Source organism: Mucilaginibacter auburnensis (assembly GCF_002797815.1).
Taxonomy (GTDB): domain Bacteria; phylum Bacteroidota; class Bacteroidia; order Sphingobacteriales; family Sphingobacteriaceae; genus Mucilaginibacter; species Mucilaginibacter auburnensis.
In genome coordinates this window covers 94,915-120,610 of the sequence record NZ_PGFJ01000002.1, presented here as the reverse complement: position 1 = coordinate 120,610, position 25,696 = coordinate 94,915, and the positions used below count along the sequence as shown (strand labels likewise).

Sequence of the window (25,696 nt, the reverse complement as noted above, 5' to 3'; positions counted from 1 at the left end):
GGCACTAAGGTTAATTCCTCAGTTGATTAACGGTATAGCATATCAGCTTATTCTGCAATGGTGTGCCGTTTTGCGCTGTTATGCCATTCATGTTAAGCTCATAGATATAGCCGGGTTTTAGTTGCTCCAGCGAGACTGACACCGTTCTCTTATCTTCCGATACCGTAACGCCGTTCACCTTTACAGGCGCTACATCAAACTGCTTTGAACCATAGGCCGCGTGGTACTCATAATAGTAATGCTTGAACGAGAACGCATCCGCAGCAAGGTTAGCATTGTTGAGCGGTTGAGTAAAAGTTATATCAAACCCTTTGGCAGTGATGCTCATTTTCAAAACATCCATAGGTAGCACTCCGGTATAAACTATGCGTTGGATGCCTTTATCTCCGGCCCAGCCATGGTCTGTTTGGCCAACCCACAAACTGCCGTCGGGTGCAAAGGCCAGGCGGTTGTTGCCTTTACGTAGACCCTGGTCATCAATAAAGGGTGCAACCGCGCCTTGCATTTCACCATTCACCTCTTCCAGCATCACCCTCATTAACCTGGAGCGATTCATTTCCCCAACAAATATCTGCCCTGCAAACGGACCGAACTTTCCACCGGTATCATCAATTAGCGGTTGAGTAGGAGAGTTAGCCATAGGACCGTTGGGATAAAGCACACTGGCCTTAGTACGCATTTTATCCAGTTCTGCTACCGGTAATAAGGCAGGGTTACCGCGGCTCCAGCCTGTCGTCCATGCCAAACTTGCCGGGTGACCGTAAAACTTGCCTTCTTTTACTTGATACAATGTGCTGGTACCTAACCAGTCGCCTTGGTTATCACTTACGAATAAATTATCGTTAGCGTCCAGCAAAAGCCCGTTAGGCGAGCGGAAGCCCGAAGCATAAGGAAGTAACTTACCGTCGGGTGTAAGTTTCATGATCCAACCACGATACGGAACTGCCGAGTACATACGGTTTTTCAACTGAGTGGTGTCAAGCTTACCTCTTGGCTCTTTTGAAACGCCAGCTTGTACAGACGCCGTGTTCAGCGCGATAAACATATTGCCCTTTTTGTCTTTAACCGGACCGAATGCAAACTCATGGTAGTTGCCGCTCAATCCAAATTTATCGGTGACAGTTGTGTATTCATCAGCCAAACCATCGCCATCAGTATCTTTTATACGGGTGAGCTCGGGGCGCTGCATTAACAGTATTTCGTTGTTGTTTATAGCATAGATGCCAAGCGGATCATGCAAGCCGGAGGCGAAAAGCTTCCATTGTTTTGTTAATGGATTGTACGTCATTACTTCCCCTCGATGGAAGCATGCGATGAGCCTTCCATCCGGCATAAATGCTATTGCGCCAGTCTCTGCAGACAACCCCTCAGGTGTTTGAATGGTTTCAACCTTGTACGATGGATTAGTCGGTGCTAAGTTGGTATTCTGCGCAAAAACCGTAACACTGCTCAGCATGAAGTAAAGGGAAGTGTAAATACTTTTGATATTAATGCTCATGTTGATCAATTGCTTTTAGCTACCATTGTTATTGAAAACTTGCGCGCCTCTTTAGCGCTTAACTTCAAAACCCCGTTTTTCCATTTACCCGCGGTGGATGAATATGTCATTCCATCATTTTCGGTAGTTACAAAATAAAGGTCCTTTTTCAGCTTGTCAAAAGTGAACGTTCTAATTATGCCTTTACCCTCTGCTTGCGCTGAGGTAATGAGTTCTGTAACGTCAGCACCATCAAGCGTATAAATAAACTGAGGGTACTTGTTTAATAATCTATACCCCTTAAATTCTGAAACCGGTTTATGATCAACATTGCCCATCCGTAAAGCGCCACCTGTAGAGTCTCGATAAAAAACGGTGCCTAATATCTTCGCCAGCGGTTTGCCATTGCCTTTCCAGTGTTCGGCATTATCTAAAAAACCACCTGACCACAAGTAACGCAATCGACTTGTAGTCGCATCCCAACAGTACGAGATGCCATCAGAAAGGTTAACCGCAATTGCCGCCGGACTTGCATCAGGCATAAATATGCGGTATAAAGTCGGGGGCTCAAGTTTATAAGGGTGGCTTGTGGTTGTTGCTAAGGTCTTTGGCGCAGCCATCGAACTCATGTCATGCTCATCATCGTCGTGCGTTCCGTCATTTTGCCGGCTATCAGGAACATTTGGATCATTTTGGATAGCCGGAAGTTTTCCTGTTGTAACATACATGGCACCATACATTACGTATCCATGTCCCGGAAATGTACAAACGTATGGGTAAACACCTTCTTTTGCCGGCGCAGTGAAGCTTATCACTTTACTTTCTGATGGATTGATAGCCGGAATTGCAAAGAGTATCTTATCTGTTTTAGGAACGTAACCTTGCTTAACAGCAACCTCCGCAGGTAAGTTTTGCGTAAGTGTAATAACGTTAAGGCGCTCACCAGGCAACGTTATAATGAAATTATGCGTCATTTCATCAACGTTTTTGAAGATAAGCTTCACATTCGCTCCCGGGCGAACGGCAAAACGAGCCAAGTCAAATTGCAAGCCTTCCTTTGCAGTTATGGTTATATTAGTTGGTTGCTCAACGCCCTGAGACGCCACGTAACTAAACGGCAAACACAGCAACACTGTTATAGCAAAAACTAAAAGGTGTTTTATTTTTGTTTTTATCATTAGCAGGCAATCACCCAATCTCTTGGGTGCAATTGAAGGATTTATAATTGGTGTTAAAGCCTCGGTCAGACAGTGAAACTATCAACAACTAAGGCTGTATTAGTCAAAAATAATAACTACAACTATTTATTACTGCTTTATAACGATAAAGATTTAATCATTCGTTTGCGTAAACATAAGTTTACATTGAAGGCATTGGCAGGCGAGACTTAAAATTGCATTTAGTCCTGTTTGGCAACCTCGTGCAGGCCGCACTCTTTTTTGGATTGGTCTTCCCACCACCAACGGCCGGCGCGGAAGTCTTCACCCTCGGCTACAGCACGTGTGCATGGCATACAGCCTATACTCGGAAAGCCTTTATCATGCAGTGGATTGTAAGGAATGTTATATTGTTTGATATAGCCTTTTACTTCTTCAAGCGTCCAGTCAAAAATTGGATGGAATTTCACCATGTTGTTTGATTCGTCCCATTCAACATTTTCCATAAACTGACGATTGGCGGATTGCTCTGCTCTGATACCTGTTATCCAAACATCGTTGCCCTGTAAGGCGCGTTTAAGTGGTTCTATTTTACGGATGTAACAGCATTCTTTACGGTTCTCTACAGATTCATAGAAACTGCTTGGACCTTTAGCGGAAACCATTTGTTCCAAAAGATCATTTTGCGGGTAATAGGCGTATATGGGTTTGCCAAAACGCTCCATAGTTCTGTTCCAGGTGTAATATGTTTCTGGAAATAACCTGCCTGTCTCTAAAGTAAAAACTTTAATAGCCAGGTTGTTTTCAAATATCATGTGACTGATCACCTGATCTTCCCAGCCAAAACTTGTAGAAAATATTACCTTCCCAGGAAAACGATCAGCTAAAGCTGCTAAAGCCTGAGCAGGCGCTAATCCGGCAGTTAATAATTTTACTTCTTCGCTAAAAAGGTCCATGTTATATGAATGCTAATTTTAATATCTATTCGGTGGTTTTGGTCGCGGTGTTTTTTTCCTCACCGCTTTCCGATGCCAGCAACATTGCTGTTATTCTATTGAGCTCTTTCACCTTGAAAGCGAAATCGCCTGTTAAACTGTTGCGTATCTCATTCAACTGCTGCAAGGTTACATCTAACTCATCGGGCAATGCGTTAGTCAATAATTCTTTTATCCTTTTTGCAACAGTAGGCGATTTTCCATTGGTGGATATACCTATTTTTAAATCGCCCTTCTTTACAACAGATCCTAAGTAAAAATCACATAACGCGGGTTTATCAGCTACGTTAACTAACAGTTTGCGTTGTTTTGCCGCCGCTCTGATTTCCTCATTTAAAACATTGTTGTTAGTTGCCGCAACAACAATATCAGCTATATCTAAATCTGATGCTTCAAAAGCTTTTTGATGGATGGAAATACCCTTAAATGATTCAGCTAATGAGTATATCTCGGGCAATACATCTATCGCAATTATGGTGATGGTTGCTTTGGCACTGTTATTTAAAATAGCAATAAGCTTTTCCAATCCAACCGGGCCAGCACCAATCAGCACCGTGTGTAATTCGTTCAGTTTAATAAATACCGGAAACAATTGGTTTCCCAATTCTTCATTGTTATTTCCGGTATTATTAACTAATGTCATTGTATTACGATTGCAAAATTGCTTCTCTTTTTGTTTTTACCGCTGCTAAAAACGCTTCAGCCTGCGCTTTGTAATCTGTAGCAAATTCTTCAGATGGTTCGTTTTTATTGATCTGCAAAACTAAATCATTAAAGCTGCCTTCCAAAGCCAGTTCACCAGTGGTAACATACTGAGCGTCAAACTCCCGGATGATGCCAGCTTGTGTGCTGCTATTAATTCCTTTATCCAACAACAATGCTTTAGCAGAGTTAATAAATACATTGTACGAATGGTAAATAGCATCTGCCCAGGCACCACCATTGAATGATTGGTTGGCCCATTCTAATTTTTCGTCAGACTCAAAAAGCAACGTTGCAACCAGGTCAATCACTACACCTGCGCACTCGCCAACGCCAATCGCTTTTTCGTATTCCTCAACGTGGCCCCAATCAACAAAATCTTCGTCTTTCAAAGTTGTTAAATCTGCCAATGGCTTTAACATCTGGTAGAAATAGTCTTTTCCCTGACGATCATAATAACCATGGAAAACCTCATTCTCAACCGAATTAGCTTTATAATCATTTAATACCATCCGTAATACATCAGTAGCGCGTTTTGCAGGCACTTTGATAACCCTGTCGCCGGCACGGCCAACACCATCGCCAACAACACCTCCGCCTAACATCACCTGCATAGATGGTAACACCTTGGTGCCTGCTTTTAAGGAACTTCCGTGGAAACCGATATGTGCCATACTGTGCTGACCGCATGAATTCATACAACCACTTATTTTGATCTTGATATCACGGTTGTAGATCAACTCTTCATATTCATCATAGATCAAGCCTTCAACCACACGGGCAAAGGTCATACTGTTTGATATACCTAAGTTACAAGTGTCAGTACCCGGACAAGTGGTAACGTCAGCAACGCTGTCAAAACCCGGTGCTGCCATGCCCAATTCGGCTAAGCCGTTAAATAAAGTAGGGAATGCTTCTTTACGTACATACTTTAATAGCAGGCCCTGGTTTTGCGTAACACGTATCTCATCACCGGCTAATGGTTGTAACAAAGCCACCAGTTTGCGGGCTTTATCAGTAGGAATATCACCGGTTTCAACTTTAATGTATACGCCATAGTAACCTTTTTGCTTTTGTTCAAAAACGTTGGTGGCCAACCACTGCTCATATCTGAACGGATCGCTAACAGCTACTTCACCAAATTCAATAGGTTCAGGTAAAGCGGGAACTGCTACAGCTTCGGTGTTTATTTTATATGATTTTACTTTGTTAGCGATTCTCTCCTGTTGGATCAGATTTAAAACTTCGTCTAAGCCCAACTTCTGAATTACGTATTTCAAACGCGCTTTATTACGATTGTTTCTTTCGCCGTAACGGTCAAATACACGCAGTGTTGATTCAATATAAGGTACTAACTGATCTTCCGGTAAAAACTCGTTGACCATATTGGCCAGAATGGGCTGCGCGCCTAAACCTCCGCCTAACAACACTTTAAAGCCTCGTTCGCCATTAGCATTAATCTTCGGAATAAAACCTAAATCGTGCGCGAAAGAGAAGGCTGTGTCATCATCATTTGCCGAAAAAGAAATTTTGAATTTACGCGGCATATCCTGGTTAACCGGATTGCGTAAAAGATATTCAAATACGCCTTGTGCATACGGTGAAACATCAAAAGGCTCTGTTGGATCAATGCCGGAAGTAGGAGAGGCAGTTACATTACGTACAGTGTTTCCGCATGCCTCACGAAGCGTTACATCATCCTTTTCCAGATCGGCCCACAACTGCGGTGTTCTGTCTAAGCTTACATAGTGGATCTGTATATCCTGACGGGTGGTTAAATGCAGATTACTGCTTGCATACTCATCAGATACATCAGCTATTCTTAATAACTGTTTGAAGGTAACTTTACCAAATGGTAATTTGATACGTACCATCTGAACGCCGGGCTGACGCTGACCATATACGCCACGCGCTAAGCGCAAGCTTCTGAATTTTTCGTCATGTATTTTACCTTCACGAAAAAGGCGGATCTTCTTTTCAAGATCTATTATATCTTGCTCAACAATTGGATTCTCCAGTTCTGTTCTGAAGCTTTGCATATGGCGCTGTTATTAAAATTAAAAATACTCCTGTTTAAGAGTTGATGTTGTTTGTAATAATCAAAAAGCTTACACTATTTGACTATCGGGCAATTATTTTACCCCAAAGATATACATAGTATACGGAATTGGTAGAATTTCCGCTCAAAAACTTTGGAGCAAACTAAAAAATGAGATTTGAATGTTAAATTATGAGACTTCCTTCGCGGGCAATTACATCAGCTATACTTGTCTCTGTTAGAATTTTCAAAGTAGCATCTCGTACCTCAATAAATACATCGCGTATACCGCAAGAGGTTTCCTGGTGGCACTCGTCGCAACGGTGATAGAAGTTTAAGCTTGCGCAAGGAACCATGGCAATAGGGCCATCAGTAATACGCATAATGCTTACCAGAAAAATTTCTTTCGGGTCTTTATTCAATGCATAACCACCGCCGGCACCCTTTTTACTGTACAGGAAGCCGGCGTTGCGCATATCCAGTAGTATTTGTTCAAGAAACTTTTTAGGTATTTTTTCTAGTTCTGCTATCTTGGAGATCTGCATTGGCGGCTGATCCATATTTTTACCCAGGATAACTAATGCCTTTATAGCATATTTAGTTTTTTTAGACAGCATTTTTTACAGTTAATGAAGAACAAATATAAGTAAAGAATTGAAAATCAATATAGCCTACCTGCCAACTATATATTAAGCTGATTTGTCGCTGTGGCCCAGGTCTTTGCCCGGATGAACAACATCCCGTACTTTTTGCTTCAACTCCTTAACTTCGGGGAACCGGCCTTCACGTTTCCTGTCAAATAGTATTTCTTCATTAATACTTATGGTATATCGGCCCGATATTTCACTGGGCCTAAGGGTAACGCCTTGCAGGTCATCCTCAAAAGTTGTCAATAACTCTTGCGCCATATAAGCAGCACGTAATAACCAACGGCATTTGGGGCAATATTCTATAGTGATGGTGGGTTTCATAATTATACAATAAAACGTTCTTCGTTATGGGTTGATAATACCTTTAACTCATCTCCAACGGAGATCACACCGCTACCGGTATGAATTAAATTTTGACCAAAGTATATTTTTTTATTCTTTAAACGATACCCAGCCATGGTTTTTGACGGTTCTTTTGCTGCGATGGCAGTATCCTGATCAATGGTTGGAATGTTGCAGCGGGCGCAAAGCTTAACACCATTAAACCTGATATTATTTATAGTAAATTCATTTATAAGATCTTCCTGGTAAGGCTCAGCGCACTTAAAAACTATATTAGGCCTAAACCTATTCATTGGGATGGGCTGGGTAAGCCGGGAGTTAAGATCATTTAGCGATGCCTGGCCTATCATTAAAAAAGGATAAGCATCGGCAAATGATGTGATGTAACCTTCCGGCGTATATTGTGGGTCTGTGTTTCTCAGGCTTTCATCAGGCATATAAACCAGCCTGCAATTCAACCCAAGTACCCCGCTAAACCACTTGTCAATGTCATCGTCAACCAGTTGAGCATTACACGTATCGTCCCAAACTAAAACCGTTATAAATTCTTGTTTAACAGGTGTTAATGGAATTTTAATTGAACTATCTTTATAAGTAACTTCCAGGTAGTGATCGGTTATTCTGCTTTTGATCAGCGCCATAACAGCAATTTCTCTTTGCGATAGGAAACGGTTATTCTCATCCACCAGCATCCATCGGCGGTCATGCTTAAAACCACGATCGGTCACTTCAACAGTATCCAGTTTTATGCCTGCTAATGACTTAATTGGATAAATGTACAATTGGCTGATAGTTAACATGCTTACTTTTAAAAGTTTTAAACTTTATAGCGGAAATTCTTTGCAAAGAAAAACAAATCAGGTAAATAATTAGTAATCTTACTGTATTCTTCTGTACATCACATTTCAACTCAAAAAGATGAAAGTTTTCAACTCGCGCTCATGTATAATTCTTGCAATTGTTGCTTTGTTTATCACCAATTGTTCAAAGAAAAACAAGGACAGTGACCCTGACACTACTCCGGTAGAGCCGGGCAAATATAAAACGGAACTTGCTTTCCCGGCGGTTGCGGGTATTGATAGTCCGGTTGAACTAACCAGCCCCGATGATGGTAGCAACAGGATTTTTGTTGTAAGCCAAAAAGGAATGATCTATCAATTTAACAACAATTCGCAAGTTAACAAAGCTGATTTGTTTTTAGATATCTCATATAAAGTTGGGGTTAGCGAGGAGAGTGGTTTGCTGGGTTTGGCGTTTCATCCTAATTATAAAACAAACGGCTGTTTCTATGTATTCTATTCCGTTTATAACGGAGGACCTCAGACAGTTATATCTAGGTTCAAAGTAAACGCTTCTAACCCAAACGTTGCTGATGCTTCAAGCGAAGAGGTTTTGTTAACTTTTGACAGGACTTATTATAACCATAACGGCGGTAAACTGGCTTTTGGGAATGACGGACTGTTATATATATCTGTTGGTGATGGTGGAAATGTTGCTGATCCGCAAAAAAAAGGGCAGGATAGAAAAACCTTGTTAGGAAAAATGCTGCGTATTGACATTGATAAAACTGAGCCGGGTAAGAAATACGCAATACCTGTCGATAATCCATTTAAATCAAATACCGAAGGTTTTAAGGAAGAGATATACGCTTATGGCCTCCGTAACCCATGGCGCTTTAGTTTTGACCGCTCTACGCGCAAACTTTGGTTAGCCGATGTAGGTCAAAGCAGGCAGGAAGAAATTGATTTGATTGAAAAGGGCGGCAACTACGGTTGGAGTATAATGGAAGGAACGGAATGCCTTGGCGGTGTGGATTGCAATAAAACTGGTTTAAACATGCCATTATACAGCTATGGCAGAACCGATGGCGGAAGCATTACCGGGGGCTACGTAAGCCATGATAAAAACCTGCAGACCTTAACCGGAAGATACATTTACGGCGATTTTGTATCAGGTAAGATTTGGGCGCTTACTTATTCAGGCAATACGGTTGTACGTAATGATCTAGTTGCTTCAGTAAGTCCCGGTACACTATCTTCTTTCGGTCAGGATAGTAACAATGGGCTGTACGTTTTAAATTATAAAGACGGAAAAATTTACAAGTTTGTAGCCGATAAATAAGCACAGCTTTGAGAATAAGAGGGTTTTCTTAACTTTAGGGCATTAACCTTAAATCATGAAAACTAAACCGCTTATCATTGCAGGTTCTGTAGCTGTTATACTTATAGCCGCTATTATATTCATTTTATATGGAAAAAATAAAAGCAACGCTAATGTTGATGGCATTGAAGCCTTTATAGAAAAGTTTACTAATTATGCTGTAAATGGTCAAACCGACTCGTTGTTGAACAGCTTTGCGGTAGAAAGCAGGAATAATGATGGCGTTAAACGTTTAGTTAGTGTACTTGCAGGTAAAAGCACCGTAAACAGTAATGCTGCTCCGTTGGCAAAGTTAGTTTTCAATTTAGATGAGCGCGTTATCGAAACGCTAAGCGACGGCTCAATTTCTGTTACTATTCCGTTGTTTTTATCTAACACAAATACGGAATTAGAACAACGGAGATCCTTGTTCACATTAAAATTAGTAAGGTTCGATAACGGCGACTATAAAATAACCCAAGCAGATGTACGGCAGTTCTTTACAGATTTTGTGGCATACGAGAACTACGTGCGGAGCAAAACACTGAAAGATGTGGATATTTACTCACCGGAAACGTTGGAGGCTTTCGCGGCTGCTGATAAACTCAAAGCCCGTTTTGACAGCGTGATATGGTTTTCGCATGTGAATGGCAAAACTTACTACTACGTAGTATACGGTAAATGGGACCTTTATACCCTGAATTCAGATATTGATTCTCCATTGCCTTATAAGATAGGTTTAGTAGGGCCCGATATGAAGACAATTTTACCAGCCGAATTTGACCTTATACACCATATCGGCGGAACTTTTCCGGATATGATAGAAGTTGAAAAGGGCCATAAAAAAGGTTTTTATAATATTAGCGGCAAAGAGATGCTGCCTGTTAAATACGACCAGATCTTTCCTATATCTGGCGAAGGCGAAAATATTGCCGCGTTGAGGATGGGCGACTACATGTATTGGCTTAAAAGCGATTATACCGTGTCAGAGCCGACTGACATAAAAATGGCTGATATTTTGCCACGCTTAAATAAAACCGGCTCTTTCAGTATGACCAATGGTGGGTATCAAAATCTTACGGAATTTAATTCGCGCGAAGAGCATAACAGTATTTATATACCACCATCTTACATGGTTGACCTCAACCTGTTGCCGGTATTTAAAACGTTTAAAAATCCATTGCGACGAAATGTGGAATACGGCGATGCCAGCGAAAACTACATTGTTACTAAAGATGTAATTCAGAACAACATTGCGGTTGACGGGGATAGCGGTGGATGGCTGCAAACTTTGTTTTACAATATACGCGACTATTATTTAGGTGGAAGAACAGAATTTTATGACAGGAAGAATATTGTACTTGTTGACAACAAACATAACCGCGTTTATACAGCAAGTTTGAGCACAGATTATAGTCCGGATGGTACACAGTCATTGGAGGGGCCATGCAATGTTAGTAGCATTAGAGCCATAACAGACTCATTATTCGAGGTAAAAGTTGGTTCGGTGCTTTACGTTGAATTGTATGACACAACTAAAACCGTTTCCGGCGGTCCGTATTATCACTATCTCGCCATTAAAGGCAATAAGCTGGTAAACTTAACAACAAAAAGGATATTTAGTTTTACAAAGTTTGTTAAGATGGATGATAGTTATCTTGAAGGTTGCTATTTGCTGGATACCTATGATCACGCTGCAAAAAAGAATTCCTCAAAGCGCATGGATCAGTTAACTGATGAAATGCTCAGGTACATAAAAAATGAAATTTACGCTGACTATAGCTATAAGTTTTCAGACAAGCGTTGGGAGCAGGTCTTTTCCTACCAGGATATGTATCACTACAATGAGAACGGAGAAGCTCAGTATGCCCAAAGTGTTACAGACTCATTAACATCAATTGATAAGTATAACATCAACTTTATTGATCAAAAATTGAAAGCGAAGAAAGCTACAACATTAGCTGCTAAATGAAAACGGTAAAGAAACTGCTCTGGTGGCTTGGGTTTTTCTGGATACTAATATTAAGCGGCGGTACCTTTTTTCAATATTATGATTTGCAACATAAAAGCGAATTTCTTCAAATAAAACAACAGGCAGTTAAAACAGGCTGGTATTTGCCTGCTTTTTATTTTCATATCATAGCAAGTAGTGTGCTACTGATAGTTGGCTTTTTCCAGTTTTCAAAAAAGGTCTATAATAACCGCTCTTTACACAAGCTACTTGGAAAAGTATATGTAATTAGCGTGCTTTTTATATCAGCTCCTGGCGCATATGTTATGACGCTGTTTATAAACCGCGGCTCTTGGGTGTCACTATCTTTCTTTGTGCAAAACACCCTCTGGGTTGTATTCACAACAGCCGCGTGGCTTTACATAAAAAAGGGCGATGTAAATAGTCATGTTAAAATGATGAGGAGGAGCTATACCCTTGCTTTTGCTGCGGTTACACTGCGTTTATACATATTTCTTTTTACAGTATTTGGTGATGGCGTTGGTTTTGAAAACAACTACATAATAATTGCTTTTGCAAGTTGGATACCTAACTTACTGCTGGTAGAGGTTATTAATATTAAAAAAGAGCAAAATATATTTGCGGCATAAAAAAAGCCATCCGTTTTAGGGATGGCTTCAACTTATGTTGATTTCATAATATTAATCAAACCCGCCTTTGCGTGTGGCTTTGGTTTGTTTGGGCCAGGTAATACCCGGTGTTTTGGTATTGGTTGTTTTAATAGGATCTTCGCTGGCCATATATGCTAATATGGCCGCTAATATGGCATTGTTGCGCACATCGTCAAATACTATTTTGTCGTATGTATCTCGGTTAGTGTGCCAGGTATAAGTGCTGTAATCCCAACTCAATGAGCTTATTGAAAAGCCTGGAGCTCCTACAGCTACAAATGATGCAAAATCAGAACCACCGCTGCCAGGTTGTCCCGGGAAGCTGGTTTTTATACGATTTTTAATGGTATCAGGTACGGCTGTTAACCAACGAGACAGGTAGTCTTTAGCCTCAACAAAACCCTGTCCCGCCAAACTGGTAACACGTCCGGTTCCATTATCCTGATTGAACAAGGCTTGCAGATTGGCAACAATTTCCGGATGGTCTTCAACAAAAGCACGTGAGCCATTTAAGCCTTGCTCTTCGCTGCCCCAATGCCCAACTAAAATGGTACGTTTAGGGTTAGGATATATTTTCTTTAAAATTCGCATGGCTTCCATCATGGTAAGTGTACCGGTACCATTATCAGTAGCGCCTGTGCCGCCATCCCACGAATCAAAGTGTGCTGATAGCATTACGTATTCGTTGGGTTTTTCTGTACCTTTTATCTCGGCAAGCGTGTTAAAAGTTGGCACTTCACCCAACTCTTTCGATTCGGTGTGTATGTTAAGTGTTGGAGGAGTACCGGCTTCTGTTAAACGGTATACCAGTGTATAATCTTCCAACCCGATATCAACAGTAGGAACTTTTTTGGTATAAGCGCTAAATATCTTATCAACGCCCCAACCTGCGGACCAGTTGTTAGTTAAAATGCCTAAAGCGCCCGCCTGTTCTAACGCGCGAGGTAAAGTACGTGCATTCAAGCCTGTTTTTCTTATTCTGGCCGCCCATTGTTTGGTAACAGTATCGCGCTGGGCGCGTATTTTGGTGTATGATTCCGGCAAAGCAAAAGTTTTCCAGTTTGCGTCATCCCTGCCGGTGGGCTGGCAGGCAGATATCAACACAAATTTTCCCTTTACGTTTGGTAGCCATGCTTTAAAAGCCATTGAGTCGGCCAGATCAGGTAGAATAATGGTTTGTGCTGTAGCGGTTTTTTTACCCATGCCAGGGCTCCATGCAAGTTGTGTTCCTTCCAACGATTTTACACGCGGCGATACCATGTCAATGTGTGAGATACCCCGTTCCCAACCGCGCCATGTTCCCCATTGCTCGTTGCGGGCAGGTATTCCCCAACTGGCATATTTGGCAACCGCCCAGTCATTTGCCTGTTTCATTTGCGGGGTACCAACCAGGCGTGGGCCAATACCATCCATCAATTCGCGCCCTAATTTTTCCAATTGAGAGTTTTGAGTGCCCTCATTCATTATGGCATCAACAATGGCCTTATTGGCCTGTTGTGCAAAAGCCATGCTGCTACATAGCATTGCGCCGGCGGCAAAGGTAGTAGCTTTGCGCCCGACATTTGATCGGAGAATAATATCAGTTAATTTCATGCTCACAAGTTAAAAAAATGCCGGTAGGTTTGCTAATTTTATTGACTGCGTTTATATGCTAAATACACCCAATGATAGGACTACAACTACTTGATGCTTTGTTAACTTTTGCTCATTTGTTAATAGTGGGTTTTAATCTTTTAGGTTGGATGTGGTATAAAACCCGAAAAGCGCATTTTGTGATTGTAATGATAACCGCAGCTTGTTGGTTTATTTTAGGGATATGGTATGGTATAGGCTACTGCCCTGTGACTGATTGGCAATGGCAAATTAAAGAAAGGCTTGGGGAGCACAATCTGCCTAACTCGTTCATTAAATACTGGGCCGATAGAATAACCAACAGTAATGTTAATACGCAATTGATAGATATATTAACGGGAGGTTGCTTTGCTGCCGCTTTTATTCTGACGATTTATTTGAACTTTATAAAGCCTAAACGAAGCGGAAATGCAGAGATCACTTAGTGTTGTGCTTTTATCTCTTCTTCAATCCTCAAGCTTTCTTTGTGAATAGCGTTCATTAACTCGGTTACAAACTCAGCAGAAAGACCTAACTCTTTTCCCAATTTAATATTCTTTTCTAATACCTGCTGAAACCTGGCCGACTGTAAAGCCGGGACATTATTTTTTGCCTTGTATAAGCCAACTTCTTTAACGATCTGTTCTCGTAAGCCGATTATTTTGAGCATTTGATTATCAAGGCTATCAATTTTTTGACGTTGTACTTTTAATGCTGCATCAACAGTAGGAGTAGGGACTGTTTGACTGTAAGCTATTCCGGCACCCTTTAATAAAATTGCCGAAGCAAGCGTAAAAAACCTGGTTTTCATAGCGGGATAAAAGATAAAGGTTCGCATTAAATAGATTGCTCCTAAATATAGAAATTTTATGGCGAAAAAGGCTTCATCACACCAGTAGCAAATTGTTAAATATGATACCGCTCTAATTCTATCGCTATCTTATCAAGTACATCTTGTTTTAAAACACCTCCATCCTTACAGACATGCAGGTTTCTGTGATGATCGGGTTCAAAGCTTCCAATAAATTGATCATTCTCATACACCTCATATTTACACATCTCACAGTCGTGATGCATGTAATCCTTTATTTTAAAATGCCGTATTCCCGACGCAGTTTTAACTGATATTTCGAATTTTTCCATAACTATTGTCAGCGTTAAAAACCGTTAACGTCATGTTTTGTTCAGGCTTAATTACAAAACCTAATCGGCTCGCCATACATTGTTACTCAGATCTGAATCCGGCAGTTGGCCATTGGGGTCAATAACTATGGTTTTTATTGCTTGCTTAGAGGGATACTTAAAGGTCCATACGCCACCGCGCTGCCATATGTTAACAGGAAGGTTCACCGTTTCGGACTTGCCGTTTCTCTGGGTGATTTTTAGCTCAACCGGCATGGCCATTTTTTCTTTGTTTATAATGGTTATCAAGACGCCATTAGCGGGGTCTTCATCATCATATTTTACACTTAGAATAGCCTGGTCTAACTTCCACGTTGTAAAAAACCATTGTTTCCAAAACCAGTTCAGGTCTTCTCCGACAGCATTATTCATTGACCTGAAAAAATCATAGGGCGTGGGATGTTTCAATGCCCAGTTCTTAATATATTGATTAAAGGCGTAATCAAAACGATCTGACCCAATTACCGCATTTCTCAGCATTTTAAGTCCAAGCGCAGTTTTGACATAATATTGTCCATAGTCATTTAAGCCTATAGCCTCAGGCGGGGTCATTAATGGATCTTTGCTGTTTTTATATTGTTGCAAGATGCTTTGCGCGTTTAATTCGCCTTCATCAAAGTATTCGCCTTTATTAAAATCCTTACTCGCGAAGTAGTTAATAAATGTATTAAAGCCCTCATCCTGCCACATATATTTACGTTCGTTAGAGCCCACTATCATCGGGAACCAGTTATGGCCAATCTCATGCGTAACATCTCCCCATAATTTTCCGCGCTTGTAATTACTCAAACAAAAAATAATTCCCGGATACTCCATGCCCAATGCAACTCCAGACACATTAACAGCTGAGTTCCATGGGTATTCAAAATATTTATTGGAGTATATTTCCATACTCTGTTTAAGATATTCTGTAGAACGGCCCCAGGCATCATTCCCGGCGCTTTCTTTGGGATAAGCAGACATGGCAATTCCTTTGCGACCTGAAGGGAAATTTACCCTTGCAGCATCCCATATGAATGCCTTAGATGCTGCCCAGGCAACATCCCGACTGTTTTCCATTTTAAAATGCCAGGTAAGTGTCCCTTTAGCTGGATGAGTTTCGGGATCATCTACCTCTTTTTCTGTGATCAACGCTATAGTTTTATCACTCGTTTTGGCCTCAGCCAATCGTTTTTGTTGAAGTGGCGTTAATACTTCCGAAGCGTTTTGCAGATCGCCGGAGCCTACTACCACCATTTCTGAGGGCGCCGTTATGTAATAATCAAAGTCGCCATAATCACAATAAAACTCTCCAAGGCCCATGTATGGCAGGGTGTTCCAGCCTTCTACATCATCATAAACGCACATTCGGGGATACCATTGCGCAATTTCATACACATAACCCTGTTTAAATTTCTTCCTGCCCATACGGTCTGCTCCATATTCGGGGATAGAAAAGTGATAGGCAATTTTAAGCTGTATTTTGTCTCCTTTTGCACCTAAGGGCTTATTAAGGCGCAACTGCATGCGGGCATCTGTAATTACAGGCGTAACATTGTAGGTCTGCCCCTTATAAGTAATATGCACCGATGCTATATGATAACCGCCACGGTTAAAGCCCTTAACATCAAACCTGTCGCCGGTTATTGGCGTAACAGCTGCGCCGCGCGAATCGGGCTTGAAAAGATTCTGATCTAATTGCAGCCAAAGATATTCCAGTTCATCCGGACTATTATTGGTATAAGTTATAGTAACATCTCCATTTATTGTGGTGTCACGCTGACCTTCATAAAGAGTGGTGCGAATAACATAGTCTGCTTTGTTTTGCCAGTACTTGTCGGATGGTTTGCCGCTTGCAGTGCGAAATTCGCCCGGTGAAGGCCAATTGATCGGGCCAAAGAGTTCTTGATGGTCATAATCAGAATCTCTTTTTGACTGGGCGTAACTTTGAGAAACAACTATAAATAGCAGTGCAAAAAAACAAGCTCGGTAAGCAAACATTCAGTTAACAGATAAAATAAATTGCAAAATAAGAAAAAAATAGCCGATTTGCTACCGTTGATTATGAGTTAGCTAAGGATAGTTGTTCAACTAAACCAGTCGAAAAGATCATTTTGAGTGAGCTTGGTTTTAGCTTCGTCAGCATGGTTTTTAATAATATTTCCTTCGGCCATTTGAATAATGCGGTTGCCGTAAGTAAAAGCATCCTTTAAATTATGGGTAACCAAAATAGTGGTAAGTTGAAAGTCATGCGTTAATTGATTGGCTGTTTTCATAACCACATCAGCAGAGCGTGGATCAAGCGCAGCTGTGGGCTCATCTAACAACAAAACCTTGCAATCATCCATTACGCTCATTAACAACGTAAGCGCCTGCCTTTGCCCGCCAGACAAAGTGCCCATTGCCTGGTCGATTTTATTTTCAAGCCCCATGCCTAAACCGGCAACTTTGTCTTTTACTATATTTTTAAATCTTTGGTCAATCCCAATAGTAAAGCCTTTAGCCTTTGTACGCAATGCCGCCAAACGAAAATTGTCTAAAATGCTCAATTCGGATGCTGTACCGCTTAACGGATTTTGAAAAACCCTGGCTATCCACCTGCTTCGTTCATGATCAGCCAGGTTGGTAACGTCAGTATCGTAAATTTTGATTGTGCCGGCAGTAGGGTAGATGCTGCCCGAAATGAGGTTAAGCAGGGTTGTCTTTCCTGAACCGTTTGACCCTACAATAACAACAAACTCACCGTCTTCAATAGCTAAATTAACATTCTTGACGGCATCAACCTGTGTTGGTTTGCCGTAATTGAAGGTTTTGCTGATGTTGGTGAGGCTTATAGCTGTTTGCATATTGCAATTAAAACAAAAATAGCGATGGATTTAAAAACCCATCGCTATTTTATTGTGTTTATTAGAAAATTATACTTGAACTGCAGCAGCTGTCTTTTTACTACGGCCATTCATATAAAAGATCAAACCGGTAAATGCAACAATCAATATTATTGGAATAATTAATGTTGCATTAAGTACGGCATGTCCGGCTGCAAGTTGGTCGCCGCCTGCACTTTTTTCTATCTTATCGTAATAATCTCCCATAAATAAGGTGAAGATACCTACAGAAAACATACCTGCACCACCCATTAGGTTCAAACCTAATGCACCGGTTTCAGGAATGTGCGTATTTACAAAACCAAGCATAGTTGGCCAGAAGAAGCACACACCCATTCCAAATATAAGAGCGGCCAGATAAAGCATTGGACCTGTTACCGTTGTAAACATGAATAATCCTAGTGTGGCTAAGATTGCAGATACTAATAATAGCAATTGAGGCGTAACTTTTTTAAGAATTGGCTTGGCAAACGCTCTGCCTATAATCATTACTCCGGTCTCTAACGTTAACAGCAATAGCGCGTTGTCAGAAACATTTTTCAATAATACGTCGATCCACTGGCCGGTGAATAGTTCTGTTGTTGCAGTACCAACCATGCAAATTATCATAAAGATGAATAGCGGGTTAAGAACAGCTCTGAACATGCCGCCGTAGCTAACGCCTGCAGCAACGCGCTCAGTTACAGGGAAATCAAGTTTAGAAAACAAGAAGCCATAAATGGCAGTAGGTATAAGCATGGTACCAACCTGAACCTGCCAGCTTGTAATACCGATTTTATTAAGCAAGAACACTACAACCGTTCCAATCACAATGCCACTTGGGAACCACAGGTGAAAATGGTTGAGTTTGGTTGTTTTGTTGTCTGTGTATAAACCTGCAACTAACGGATTACATGCAGCCTCTATTGTGCCGTTTGCAAAACCTACAAGTAGAGTACCAATATACAACTGCGTAAAGCTGGTAGCAAAAATTGTAAGAGCTATACCGGCAAGGTGGAACAAAAAGGCAAAAACAAGCAGACGTTTCATTCCAATAAGGTCTACAATGAATGCGCCCAGCACTATCACCGCTGAAAATGCTGTGAAAGCGGTTGAAGCTATTGATGCCAATTGAGATTTGTCTAGATTAAACTCTGCACCCATAGTATCTAACGTCCCTGCACGTATGCCAAAGGAGAGACCGGTTACCATCAAAGCAAGACAACTTGCTGTAAATAATTGTGGACGATTAATTTGCATTTCTCTTAGTTTAATTTTAGGTTTATAATCGGTTATAATTGAGTTATTTATTAATTTATAATTAGTTGGTCAGAATGATCAGTTGAGTAGCTCTGTTTAAACTACTCACTGACCAGCCAGTATCTGATTAACTAATTCCCAGTACTTTTTTATTAAATTCTTCATCAGAACCGGTACCTGCAAAGTCGTCAAACGCTTTCTCAGTTACGCGGATAATATGATCCTTGATAAAGATAGCGCCTTCTCTTGCACCATCTTCCGGATGTTTCATAGCACATTCCCACTCCATAACAGCCCATCCGCCGAAGTTATATTGTGCCATTTTGCTGAATATTGATTTGAAATCAACCTGACCATCGCCTAACGAACGGAAGCGTCCTGCGCGCTCAACCCAGTTTTGGTAACCGCCGTAAACGCCCTGGCGACCGGTTGGGTTAAACTCAGCATCCTTAACGTGGAACATTTTGATACGCTCATGGTAAATATCAATAAAATCCAGATAATCAAGACATTGTAACACAAAGTGTGATGGATCATACAGTAAGTTAGCACGGCTATGGTTGTTCACTTTCTCCAGGAACATTTCATAGCTGATACCGTCATGCAGGTCTTCACCGGGGTGAATTTCGTAGCAAACATCAACGCCGTTTTCGTCGAATACATCCAATATAGGTTTCCAACGGTTAGCCAACTCGGTAAAACCAGTCTCTACCAAACCGGCAGGGCGCTGAGGCCACGGGTAAACAGTTGGCCACAACAAAGCGCCACTAAAAGTAACGTGAGCGTTTAAGCCTAAGTTGTTAGACGCTTTGGCAGCATACTTTAATTGCTGCACAGCCCATTCCTGACGAGCTTTAGGGTTTTTATGATATTCAGCCGGAGCAAATCCGTCAAACAGATCATCATAAGCCGGGTGTACAGCCACTAACTGGCCTTGCAAGTGGGTGGAAAGTTCGGTTATTTCCAAGCCGTAGCTGGCAACTTTGCCTTTTATCTCATCAGCATAAGTTTTGCTCTCAGCAGCTTTTTGCAAGTCGAAATAGTTACCTGCCCAGGTAGGTATCTGCACACCTTTAAAACCCAGACCAGCAGCCCATTTACAAATATCATCTAAAGTGTCAAAAGGCGGTTTATCACCTAAAAACTGTGCTAAAAATATAGCAGGTCCTTTAATTGTTTTCATAGAATTTTATACAGTAAATTTAGTCCATTTAACATCTGATTTGCCCGAAGCAATAACGTTTTCAATAAACGCCATACCACGTAAACCTTCTTTAACACCAGGGAAATCTTGTGCTTCTTCTGATGCCTCCTTACCTTCTAATCCTGCTTTGATTGTTAAGGCAAAGTTGTGATATAAATTGGCAAAGGCTTCCAGGTAACCTTCCGGGTGGCCGCCCGGAGTGCGCGTGTTGTGTGAGGCAAACGAACTTACATAACCAGCGCCTGTACGCCATATTTCAGTAGGTTTATCAGCATATTTAACTTTAAGGGTATTGGCATCCCATTGTTCCCACTCTAAACCGGCCTTATCGCCGTAAACACGGATCTTAACGTTATTTTCCTCGCCAATAGCTATTTGTGATGCGGTTAGCACTACGCTGGCACCGTTATTCAGCTTCATTAAAACAGAACCATCATCATCTAGCTTACGGCCTTCAACCACAATATTCAGGTCGGCACAAATTTGAGTAGTTTCTAAACCGGTAATGTATTCGCATAAGTTGAAAGCATGTGTGCCTATATCGCCCATACAACCTGCAATACCGCTTTTACCCGGATCTGTACGCCATGAAGCCTGTTTGTTATCGCCACCTTCTAAAAAGCTGCTTAACCAACCTTGCGGATACTCAACATATACTTTACGAATGGTGCCTAATTTTCCGGTACGTACCAACTGACGAGCTTCTTTTACCATTGGGTAGCCGGTGTAAGTATGGGTCAAGCAAAATAACTTATCGCTTGCTGCTACAACTTTTTCCAGTTCTTTAGCTTCTTCCAAAGAAAAGGTCATGGGTTTATCCAATATAACATGAAAACCATTTTCTAAGGCCATTTTAGTAGGGCCAAAGTGCGCGTGATTTGGTGTTACAATGCTGATAACCTGAACACGCTGATCTTCGGGAAGTTGTTTTTCTTTCTCAATCAGTTCTTCATATGAGCCATAAGCTCTGTCCGCTGCAATGCCCAGCGCTATACCGCTTGCTTTTGATTTTTCTGCGTTGCTGCTAAATGCACCGCAAACCAATTCATAATCGTCATCAATACGGGCGGCAATACGATGTACAGCACCAATAAAGGCACCTTGTCCGCCACCAACCATTCCAAGTCTTAGTTTCATTTTAGTTTCAGTATTCGTTTAATTGGTAAAATGTAGTGTTTTCACTTTATGCTCAAAGTGAAGCTTTTTTACAGCTAATGCAAAGTAACAATTATACTATTTTTTTTGATATTCGATAGGAAATAACGGAAACAAAAGATCAGTGTTACTTACAAAAGCAAGGTGCTTTCCGTCTGGCGCGAACGACGGTGTGTTGATGGTACCCTGACCGCCATACAGGTAAGCAATCACCTCCGGCTTACCGCCGTTTACAGGCATGCGCTGTAAATAAACATGGCGATAAAAAGGATGATCTGCAGGGCCGACCTCGTTTTGTAAAAAGGAGATGTAAACTATCCACTTGCCATCAGGAGATATGTGAGGAAACCAGTCATTAAACTCGCTGTGAGTAACCTGTGTTTGTTCAGAACCATCAGGCTTCATGCGCCATATTTGCATATGGCCGGTGCGTGCTGAATTAAAGTAAATGTACTTACCATCGGGCGTGTATTCACATCCGTCGTCGTAAGCGGGATCTGTGGTTAAACGGGTTTCCAAGCCGCCTTCCGGCGACACGCTGTAGATATCTGAGTTTCCATCCCGGGTACTCATAAAAACAATTGCCTTATCATCAGGCGACCAACTATGAATGTATGATGGCGCTATAGTGGTAATACGTTTTGGTTGCCCACCTGTAATGGGCACCACATAACCAATTGATCGCCCATTATCCGGCCCACCCCGCGGGCCAAAGCTGCTTATGGCTAACATTTTTCCGTTGAACGAGATAACATGGTCGTTGTTGTTACGCTTAACGTCGCCAGTGTTGAGCAGGGTTGCCTTATTAGTTGCCAGGTCGTAGGTATATAACAAGTCATCCTGATTATAAAGCAGCTTTTTGCCATCGCGTGTCCAGTTAGGAGCCTGGATAGATTTGTTATATTGGTAGATAACCCTGCGGTTTTTAGTTGCAAGGTCCAGTATTTCAATATTGCTGCCTATATAATCGGTGTAAGGTTTAAATCCCACTTTGGCCGGAACTGTTATCCTAACATTACTAAAAACCACTTTGGCGGCGCCTTTTGTTTTGGCTCCTACGTAGAAAATCCCAACATAACCTTCATCTTCAATATAGTTAATTGTTGTTGAATCTACTGTAAAGGGATCACCTTGCTTAGCTACCCACATTCTGAATACATTTCCTCTGCGTTCCAATTGCATAACATCAGGATTGGATACGTTTGATTTGACCTCGCCGCTTACCGTTGTTTTGTACTGCATAGCGGCAGCTTGCCCACCACGTTTGGCAACATCAATAAATTTAGCATGATCATCAAGCCCCGTCCTGAACATCATACCTATTTTTGTGTATCTGTTAGCAGCTACTGTTGGTATAAATTTAACATTGGCAGTAATTATAAAATCGCCTTTTATTTTACGCCATAAAAAATAAGCTGGATCGTCTTCGACAGATGCGTTGCCACCAGCGCTTGTCAGTGTGTAATTTTGACTCTGTTCTTCATAAACAGCTTTTCCTGTTGTTGCTCCAATTCTGCTTTGTCCTTCAAATATGCCTATTGACTGGGCCAATAAGCCAGATTCTGTGCAACACAAAAGCGCCATCAAATAAAATAGCTTTCGTACCATGATGTTGTTTTAGTAAATAATCGGTTCGATAAAGGTATATAATCTGATTATAAACGGGTTACTAATCAATAAAAAAGGAGGCGTTGTTGTATGCCTCCTTTGTATAAAGTTTTAATGTGATGTTATTGCGCTACATAGCAACGTTCTCCGGCCAACAGGTCCCGGCATTGTTCGTACTCATCAGGCACCTCAATGGCATCAACTTCCTGTTTGTAGCTTTGCTTGATCTCCTTACGGCGCTTGGCCTCAATAAATCTTCGCACCTGATCGCGGGTTTGGAGTATAAGGCCGGGTATCATAACTGGTTTGTTGCTTTCGTCTTTAGCTACCATGGTAAAGTAGCTGGTGTTAGTGTGTTGTACGGTATTGGTTTTAATGTTTTCGGATATAACGCGGATGCCCACCACCAGAGAAGTTTTACCCACATAATTAACTGATGCCATAAGCGAAACCAATTCGCCAACCTCAACCGGCTGTAAAAAATCAACGGTATCAATTGATGCGGTAACACAATAATTGCCTGCGTGCTTTGCTGCGCATACGTAAGCTACCTTGTCCATTAATGATAATAATATACCACCATGTATCTTTCCGCCGAAGTTGGAATAGGAGGGTATCATGAGTTCGGTGATCACGGTTTCTGAAAAACTAACCGGTTTATAAGGCTGAACATCAATTGGGGAAGACATGCTAAAATTTAATTGTGGGTTTTGCGTTTGTGTGATTAGATAATAAAGTTATAATATTGAGAAAAATTAGCGAAGTGGGCAAATATTTTACTTTAATAGTGCTGTTTTGTGGCTTACAGGTTTGTTTTGCCCAAACTGCGGTGGTGCGTAAAAACAAAATAAGCGCTTTTGTAACTGAAAAATACAATACCGTTATTACTGCCGATAAACAAATAAAACAGGGGCAGTATCAGGCGTTTTACAAAAATAAAGTGGTAATTGCTCAGGGTAGCTATAAGGACGATAAAAGAATAGGCTTGTGGCGTTTCTTTAATAAAACCCAACAACTAACGCAGGTTTATAATTACGATGCCGGTAAACTGCTTTTTGAATTGCCGGAAGAAGAGCGTTCCAATTTTAAATATATTATTGATAAAGTTGTTAACGACAGCGTAACTATTACTAAGCCCTACAAAATAGGAGGCAGGTATTTTGGCTATTTGCCTTATCTGAAATTTTTTACTATGCCGGAAGATCTAAGAGGGGAAGCATACGAAAAAATAGCTGTAGAAATGGAGTTATTTATAAGCCCGATGGGGCGGGTGGCTGACTTCAAATTTAGGATCAAAGCACCTTTTTATTCTGCCACAATCAACATTGATCCTAATATCCTTTTAACCGAAGACAAAATATTTACCCCGGCTACTTATAACAAAGAACCCATATCAAGTCGCATTGTTGTAAATTGTTACATAAACAACCGTGGCGAGCCTGATATGGATTGATAAAATCTAATTAAATTACCTTGCACCCGGTGGTTTCGGTGGTGCGGGTGGAGCGCCTCCACCTTTTTTAAATAAATTTAATGGGTTTGGCGGCGGTGGCGGGGCACCTCCCGGACGTGCCGGAGCTCCCGCAGGCGCAGCCGGTGGTGCGGGAGCTTTTCTTCTCTTTTTAAACGGATTGATCTTCTTTAATCCATCGCCTGCCTGTTTTAATACTTTATCTGGCGGTGGTGGTGGCGGTGGCGCACTTTGCGCTAACACCGATGCACTAATGTGCGATAAGCCAAAAGTTAAAGCACCTGCTAAAATATACTTGGTGACTTTTTTAAAGCTTTTTTTATGAGATAAATGCATGGCCGTATTGTTTTAAACGTTAGCAATATAATAATAACAACATAATTGGCAATTTGTTGTACGGAACAGGGAATGGGTAGCCCGTAATCTATACTCCTAACATACGTAAACTCATAAAGCTATTTACCGGCAAGTGTGTATTCTCCCCAAAAATCAGTTGCGGCTACTGCTGTTTTTAGCATAGGCGGTGGCGGCGGTGGTGGTGTTCCACTGCCGTCATATTTCGGCGTTATCGGCCGTGGTTCGTTCACCTTTATTTGGTAGGCAAAGGGTTTGCTTCCTTTGTCAGGCAACAGCAAATATTTTAATGGAACAGCTAACTCGCAGGTGTAATACTCATCAACAAAATTTGCAGCAGCTTGAATGCCTGCATCATTATAAACTGATATTTCAGGTTCATTAACAGAAGAGAAGCCCGCTACAGCAATAAGTTTTGATCTTTCTTTAAACGCTTTGTTCAGGTCATCAACTGTTACTGCTTCAGATTCTCTATTTGATTCAGGATAATTTTTGACGGCCAATAACCCCGTTAATTTTGACATTTCGGGTCCATCTAACCAAGGGTAGGTAACAGACACATGGTTCTCGCTTTTCTTGTTTAACGTCGGGTATACATTTAACGTAATACCACCGCGCATTATCTTATCAATTACATCACGGTATTTAGTTTGTACAATCAGGTACAGATTGTTATTATCGTTACTTAACGTATAAAGTAGTTCGGTTGCGCTGTTTTGGGCCTTAAAATTACTATCCCACTCGGTTGCTTTGCCATCAACTTTTATATTAACGGGTGCAACCACACTTTCTTTTTGAATATTCGGAAGCTTTTGTGAATAGCCGTTTTGCACTCCTAATGAAACTATAAGTGTGCCGATCCGTAAAATATGATTTCGTTTCATCA

25 protein-coding genes are annotated in these 25,696 nt (G+C 41.3%); 5 read left to right on the top strand and 20 right to left on the bottom strand.

Annotation, left to right across the window (positions count from 1 at the left end; translation table 11 throughout):
* Positions 1 to 10 precede the first annotated feature (10 nt).
* From CLV57_RS11110 to CLV57_RS11075, 8 genes are all read right to left on the bottom strand, one after another.
* Positions 11 to 1,498, bottom strand: a complete 1,488-nt coding sequence (locus CLV57_RS11110) for a PQQ-dependent sugar dehydrogenase (RefSeq protein ID WP_245856992.1) — start codon at positions 1,496 to 1,498, stop codon at positions 11 to 13.
* Positions 1,499 to 1,503: 5 nt separating this feature from the next.
* Positions 1,504 to 2,655, bottom strand: coding sequence for a plastocyanin/azurin family copper-binding protein (locus CLV57_RS11105; RefSeq protein WP_100341483.1), 1,152 nt, complete (start codon positions 2,653 to 2,655; stop codon positions 1,504 to 1,506).
* A gap of 221 nt (positions 2,656 to 2,876) precedes the next feature.
* Positions 2,877 to 3,590, bottom strand: a complete 714-nt coding sequence (locus tag CLV57_RS11100; protein WP_100341482.1) for a phosphoadenylyl-sulfate reductase — start codon at positions 3,588 to 3,590, stop codon at positions 2,877 to 2,879.
* A gap of 25 nt (positions 3,591 to 3,615) precedes the next feature.
* A complete protein-coding gene (locus CLV57_RS11095) occupies positions 3,616 to 4,272 on the bottom strand; it encodes a precorrin-2 dehydrogenase/sirohydrochlorin ferrochelatase family protein (RefSeq protein ID WP_100341481.1) in 657 nt (218 codons plus the stop codon).
* 4 nt (positions 4,273 to 4,276) lie between these two features.
* Complete coding sequence (locus CLV57_RS11090; protein WP_100341480.1) at positions 4,277 to 6,370, bottom strand: HEPN domain-containing protein; 2,094 nt, start codon at positions 6,368 to 6,370, stop codon at positions 4,277 to 4,279.
* 184 nt (positions 6,371 to 6,554) lie between these two features.
* Positions 6,555 to 6,986, bottom strand: coding sequence for an RrF2 family transcriptional regulator (locus CLV57_RS11085; RefSeq protein WP_100341479.1), 432 nt, complete (start codon positions 6,984 to 6,986; stop codon positions 6,555 to 6,557).
* A 72-nt stretch (positions 6,987 to 7,058) separates the two neighbouring features.
* Positions 7,059 to 7,340 carry a SelT/SelW/SelH family protein gene (locus CLV57_RS11080; protein WP_100341478.1) on the bottom strand — a complete coding sequence of 94 codons (282 nt, stop codon included), beginning with the start codon at positions 7,338 to 7,340 and terminating at the stop codon, positions 7,059 to 7,061.
* 2 nt (positions 7,341 to 7,342) lie between these two features.
* Positions 7,343 to 8,161, bottom strand: coding sequence for an MOSC domain-containing protein (locus tag CLV57_RS11075; protein ID WP_100341477.1), 819 nt, complete (start codon positions 8,159 to 8,161; stop codon positions 7,343 to 7,345).
* Between the two features lie 118 nt (positions 8,162 to 8,279).
* On the opposite strand from CLV57_RS11075, the gene CLV57_RS11070 reads away from it, so the two are divergent.
* Genes CLV57_RS11070 through CLV57_RS11060 form a run of 3 tightly spaced genes read left to right on the top strand, consistent with a single transcriptional unit; the run spans position 8,280 to position 12,101 of the window.
* On the top strand, positions 8,280 to 9,482 hold the full coding sequence (locus tag CLV57_RS11070) for a PQQ-dependent sugar dehydrogenase (RefSeq protein WP_100341476.1): 1,203 nt from the start codon (positions 8,280 to 8,282) through the stop codon (positions 9,480 to 9,482).
* Positions 9,483 to 9,537: 55 nt separating this feature from the next.
* Positions 9,538 to 11,472: a YARHG domain-containing protein gene (locus CLV57_RS11065; RefSeq protein WP_100341475.1), complete on the top strand. Its 1,935-nt coding sequence runs from the start codon at positions 9,538 to 9,540 to the stop codon at positions 11,470 to 11,472.
* The gene (locus CLV57_RS11060) at positions 11,469 to 12,101 is read left to right on the top strand and encodes a DUF2306 domain-containing protein (protein ID WP_100341474.1); all 633 of its coding nucleotides are present in this window, start codon (positions 11,469 to 11,471) and stop codon (positions 12,099 to 12,101) included. The genes CLV57_RS11065 and CLV57_RS11060 overlap by 4 nt, the downstream gene beginning before the upstream one ends.
* Positions 12,102 to 12,152: 51 nt before the next feature.
* On the opposite strand, the gene CLV57_RS11055 is transcribed toward CLV57_RS11060, so the two are convergent.
* Positions 12,153 to 13,715, bottom strand: a complete 1,563-nt coding sequence (locus CLV57_RS11055; RefSeq protein WP_245856989.1) for a M20/M25/M40 family metallo-hydrolase — start codon at positions 13,713 to 13,715, stop codon at positions 12,153 to 12,155.
* A 71-nt stretch (positions 13,716 to 13,786) separates the two neighbouring features.
* Here CLV57_RS11055 and CLV57_RS11050 point away from each other — a divergent pair, with 71 nt between their 5' ends.
* Positions 13,787 to 14,179, top strand: coding sequence for a DUF2784 domain-containing protein (locus CLV57_RS11050; RefSeq protein ID WP_100341472.1), 393 nt, complete (start codon positions 13,787 to 13,789; stop codon positions 14,177 to 14,179).
* On the opposite strand, the gene CLV57_RS11045 is transcribed toward CLV57_RS11050, so the two are convergent.
* The 9 genes from CLV57_RS11045 to CLV57_RS11005 form a co-directional block, all read right to left on the bottom strand.
* Entirely contained in the window at positions 14,176 to 14,544 is a 369-nt protein-coding gene (locus tag CLV57_RS11045) for a chorismate mutase (RefSeq protein ID WP_157799134.1), read from the bottom strand. The genes CLV57_RS11050 and CLV57_RS11045 overlap by 4 nt on opposite strands.
* 95 nt (positions 14,545 to 14,639) lie before the next feature.
* On the bottom strand, positions 14,640 to 14,876 hold the full coding sequence (locus CLV57_RS11040) for a hypothetical protein (protein ID WP_100341470.1): 237 nt from the start codon (positions 14,874 to 14,876) through the stop codon (positions 14,640 to 14,642).
* A gap of 60 nt (positions 14,877 to 14,936) precedes the next feature.
* Positions 14,937 to 16,895, bottom strand: coding sequence for a M1 family metallopeptidase (locus CLV57_RS11035; protein WP_100341469.1), 1,959 nt, complete (start codon positions 16,893 to 16,895; stop codon positions 14,937 to 14,939).
* Positions 16,896 to 16,981: 86 nt separating this feature from the next.
* Positions 16,982 to 17,740, bottom strand: coding sequence for an ABC transporter ATP-binding protein (locus CLV57_RS11030; RefSeq protein WP_100341468.1), 759 nt, complete (start codon positions 17,738 to 17,740; stop codon positions 16,982 to 16,984).
* A gap of 69 nt (positions 17,741 to 17,809) precedes the next feature.
* Positions 17,810 to 19,018: an MFS transporter gene (locus tag CLV57_RS11025; protein WP_100341467.1), complete on the bottom strand. Its 1,209-nt coding sequence runs from the start codon at positions 19,016 to 19,018 to the stop codon at positions 17,810 to 17,812.
* A 127-nt stretch (positions 19,019 to 19,145) separates the two neighbouring features.
* Positions 19,146 to 20,201 (bottom strand): sugar phosphate isomerase/epimerase family protein, encoded by a 1,056-nt coding sequence (locus CLV57_RS11020; protein ID WP_100341466.1) that lies wholly within the window; start codon positions 20,199 to 20,201, stop codon positions 19,146 to 19,148.
* A gap of 6 nt (positions 20,202 to 20,207) precedes the next feature.
* Positions 20,208 to 21,359, bottom strand: coding sequence for a Gfo/Idh/MocA family protein (locus CLV57_RS11015; protein WP_245856986.1), 1,152 nt, complete (start codon positions 21,357 to 21,359; stop codon positions 20,208 to 20,210).
* A gap of 96 nt (positions 21,360 to 21,455) precedes the next feature.
* Positions 21,456 to 22,985 carry a TolB family protein gene (locus tag CLV57_RS11010; RefSeq protein WP_100341465.1) on the bottom strand — a complete coding sequence of 510 codons (1,530 nt, stop codon included), beginning with the start codon at positions 22,983 to 22,985 and terminating at the stop codon, positions 21,456 to 21,458.
* 122 nt (positions 22,986 to 23,107) lie between these two features.
* Complete coding sequence (locus CLV57_RS11005) at positions 23,108 to 23,674, bottom strand: acyl-CoA thioesterase (RefSeq protein WP_100341464.1); 567 nt, start codon at positions 23,672 to 23,674, stop codon at positions 23,108 to 23,110.
* A 56-nt stretch (positions 23,675 to 23,730) separates the two neighbouring features.
* On the opposite strand from CLV57_RS11005, the gene CLV57_RS11000 reads away from it, so the two are divergent.
* Positions 23,731 to 24,438, top strand: a complete 708-nt coding sequence (locus CLV57_RS11000) for a toxin-antitoxin system YwqK family antitoxin (RefSeq protein ID WP_100341463.1) — start codon at positions 23,731 to 23,733, stop codon at positions 24,436 to 24,438.
* A gap of 15 nt (positions 24,439 to 24,453) precedes the next feature.
* Here the strand turns inward: CLV57_RS11000 and CLV57_RS10995 are convergent, their stop codons facing one another.
* The gene (locus tag CLV57_RS10995) at positions 24,454 to 24,792 is read right to left on the bottom strand and encodes a hypothetical protein (RefSeq protein ID WP_100341462.1); all 339 of its coding nucleotides are present in this window, start codon (positions 24,790 to 24,792) and stop codon (positions 24,454 to 24,456) included.
* Positions 24,793 to 24,911: 119 nt separating this feature from the next.
* Positions 24,912 to 25,694, bottom strand: coding sequence for a hypothetical protein (locus tag CLV57_RS10990; RefSeq protein ID WP_157799133.1), 783 nt, complete (start codon positions 25,692 to 25,694; stop codon positions 24,912 to 24,914).
* Positions 25,695 to 25,696: the final 2 nt, after the last annotated feature.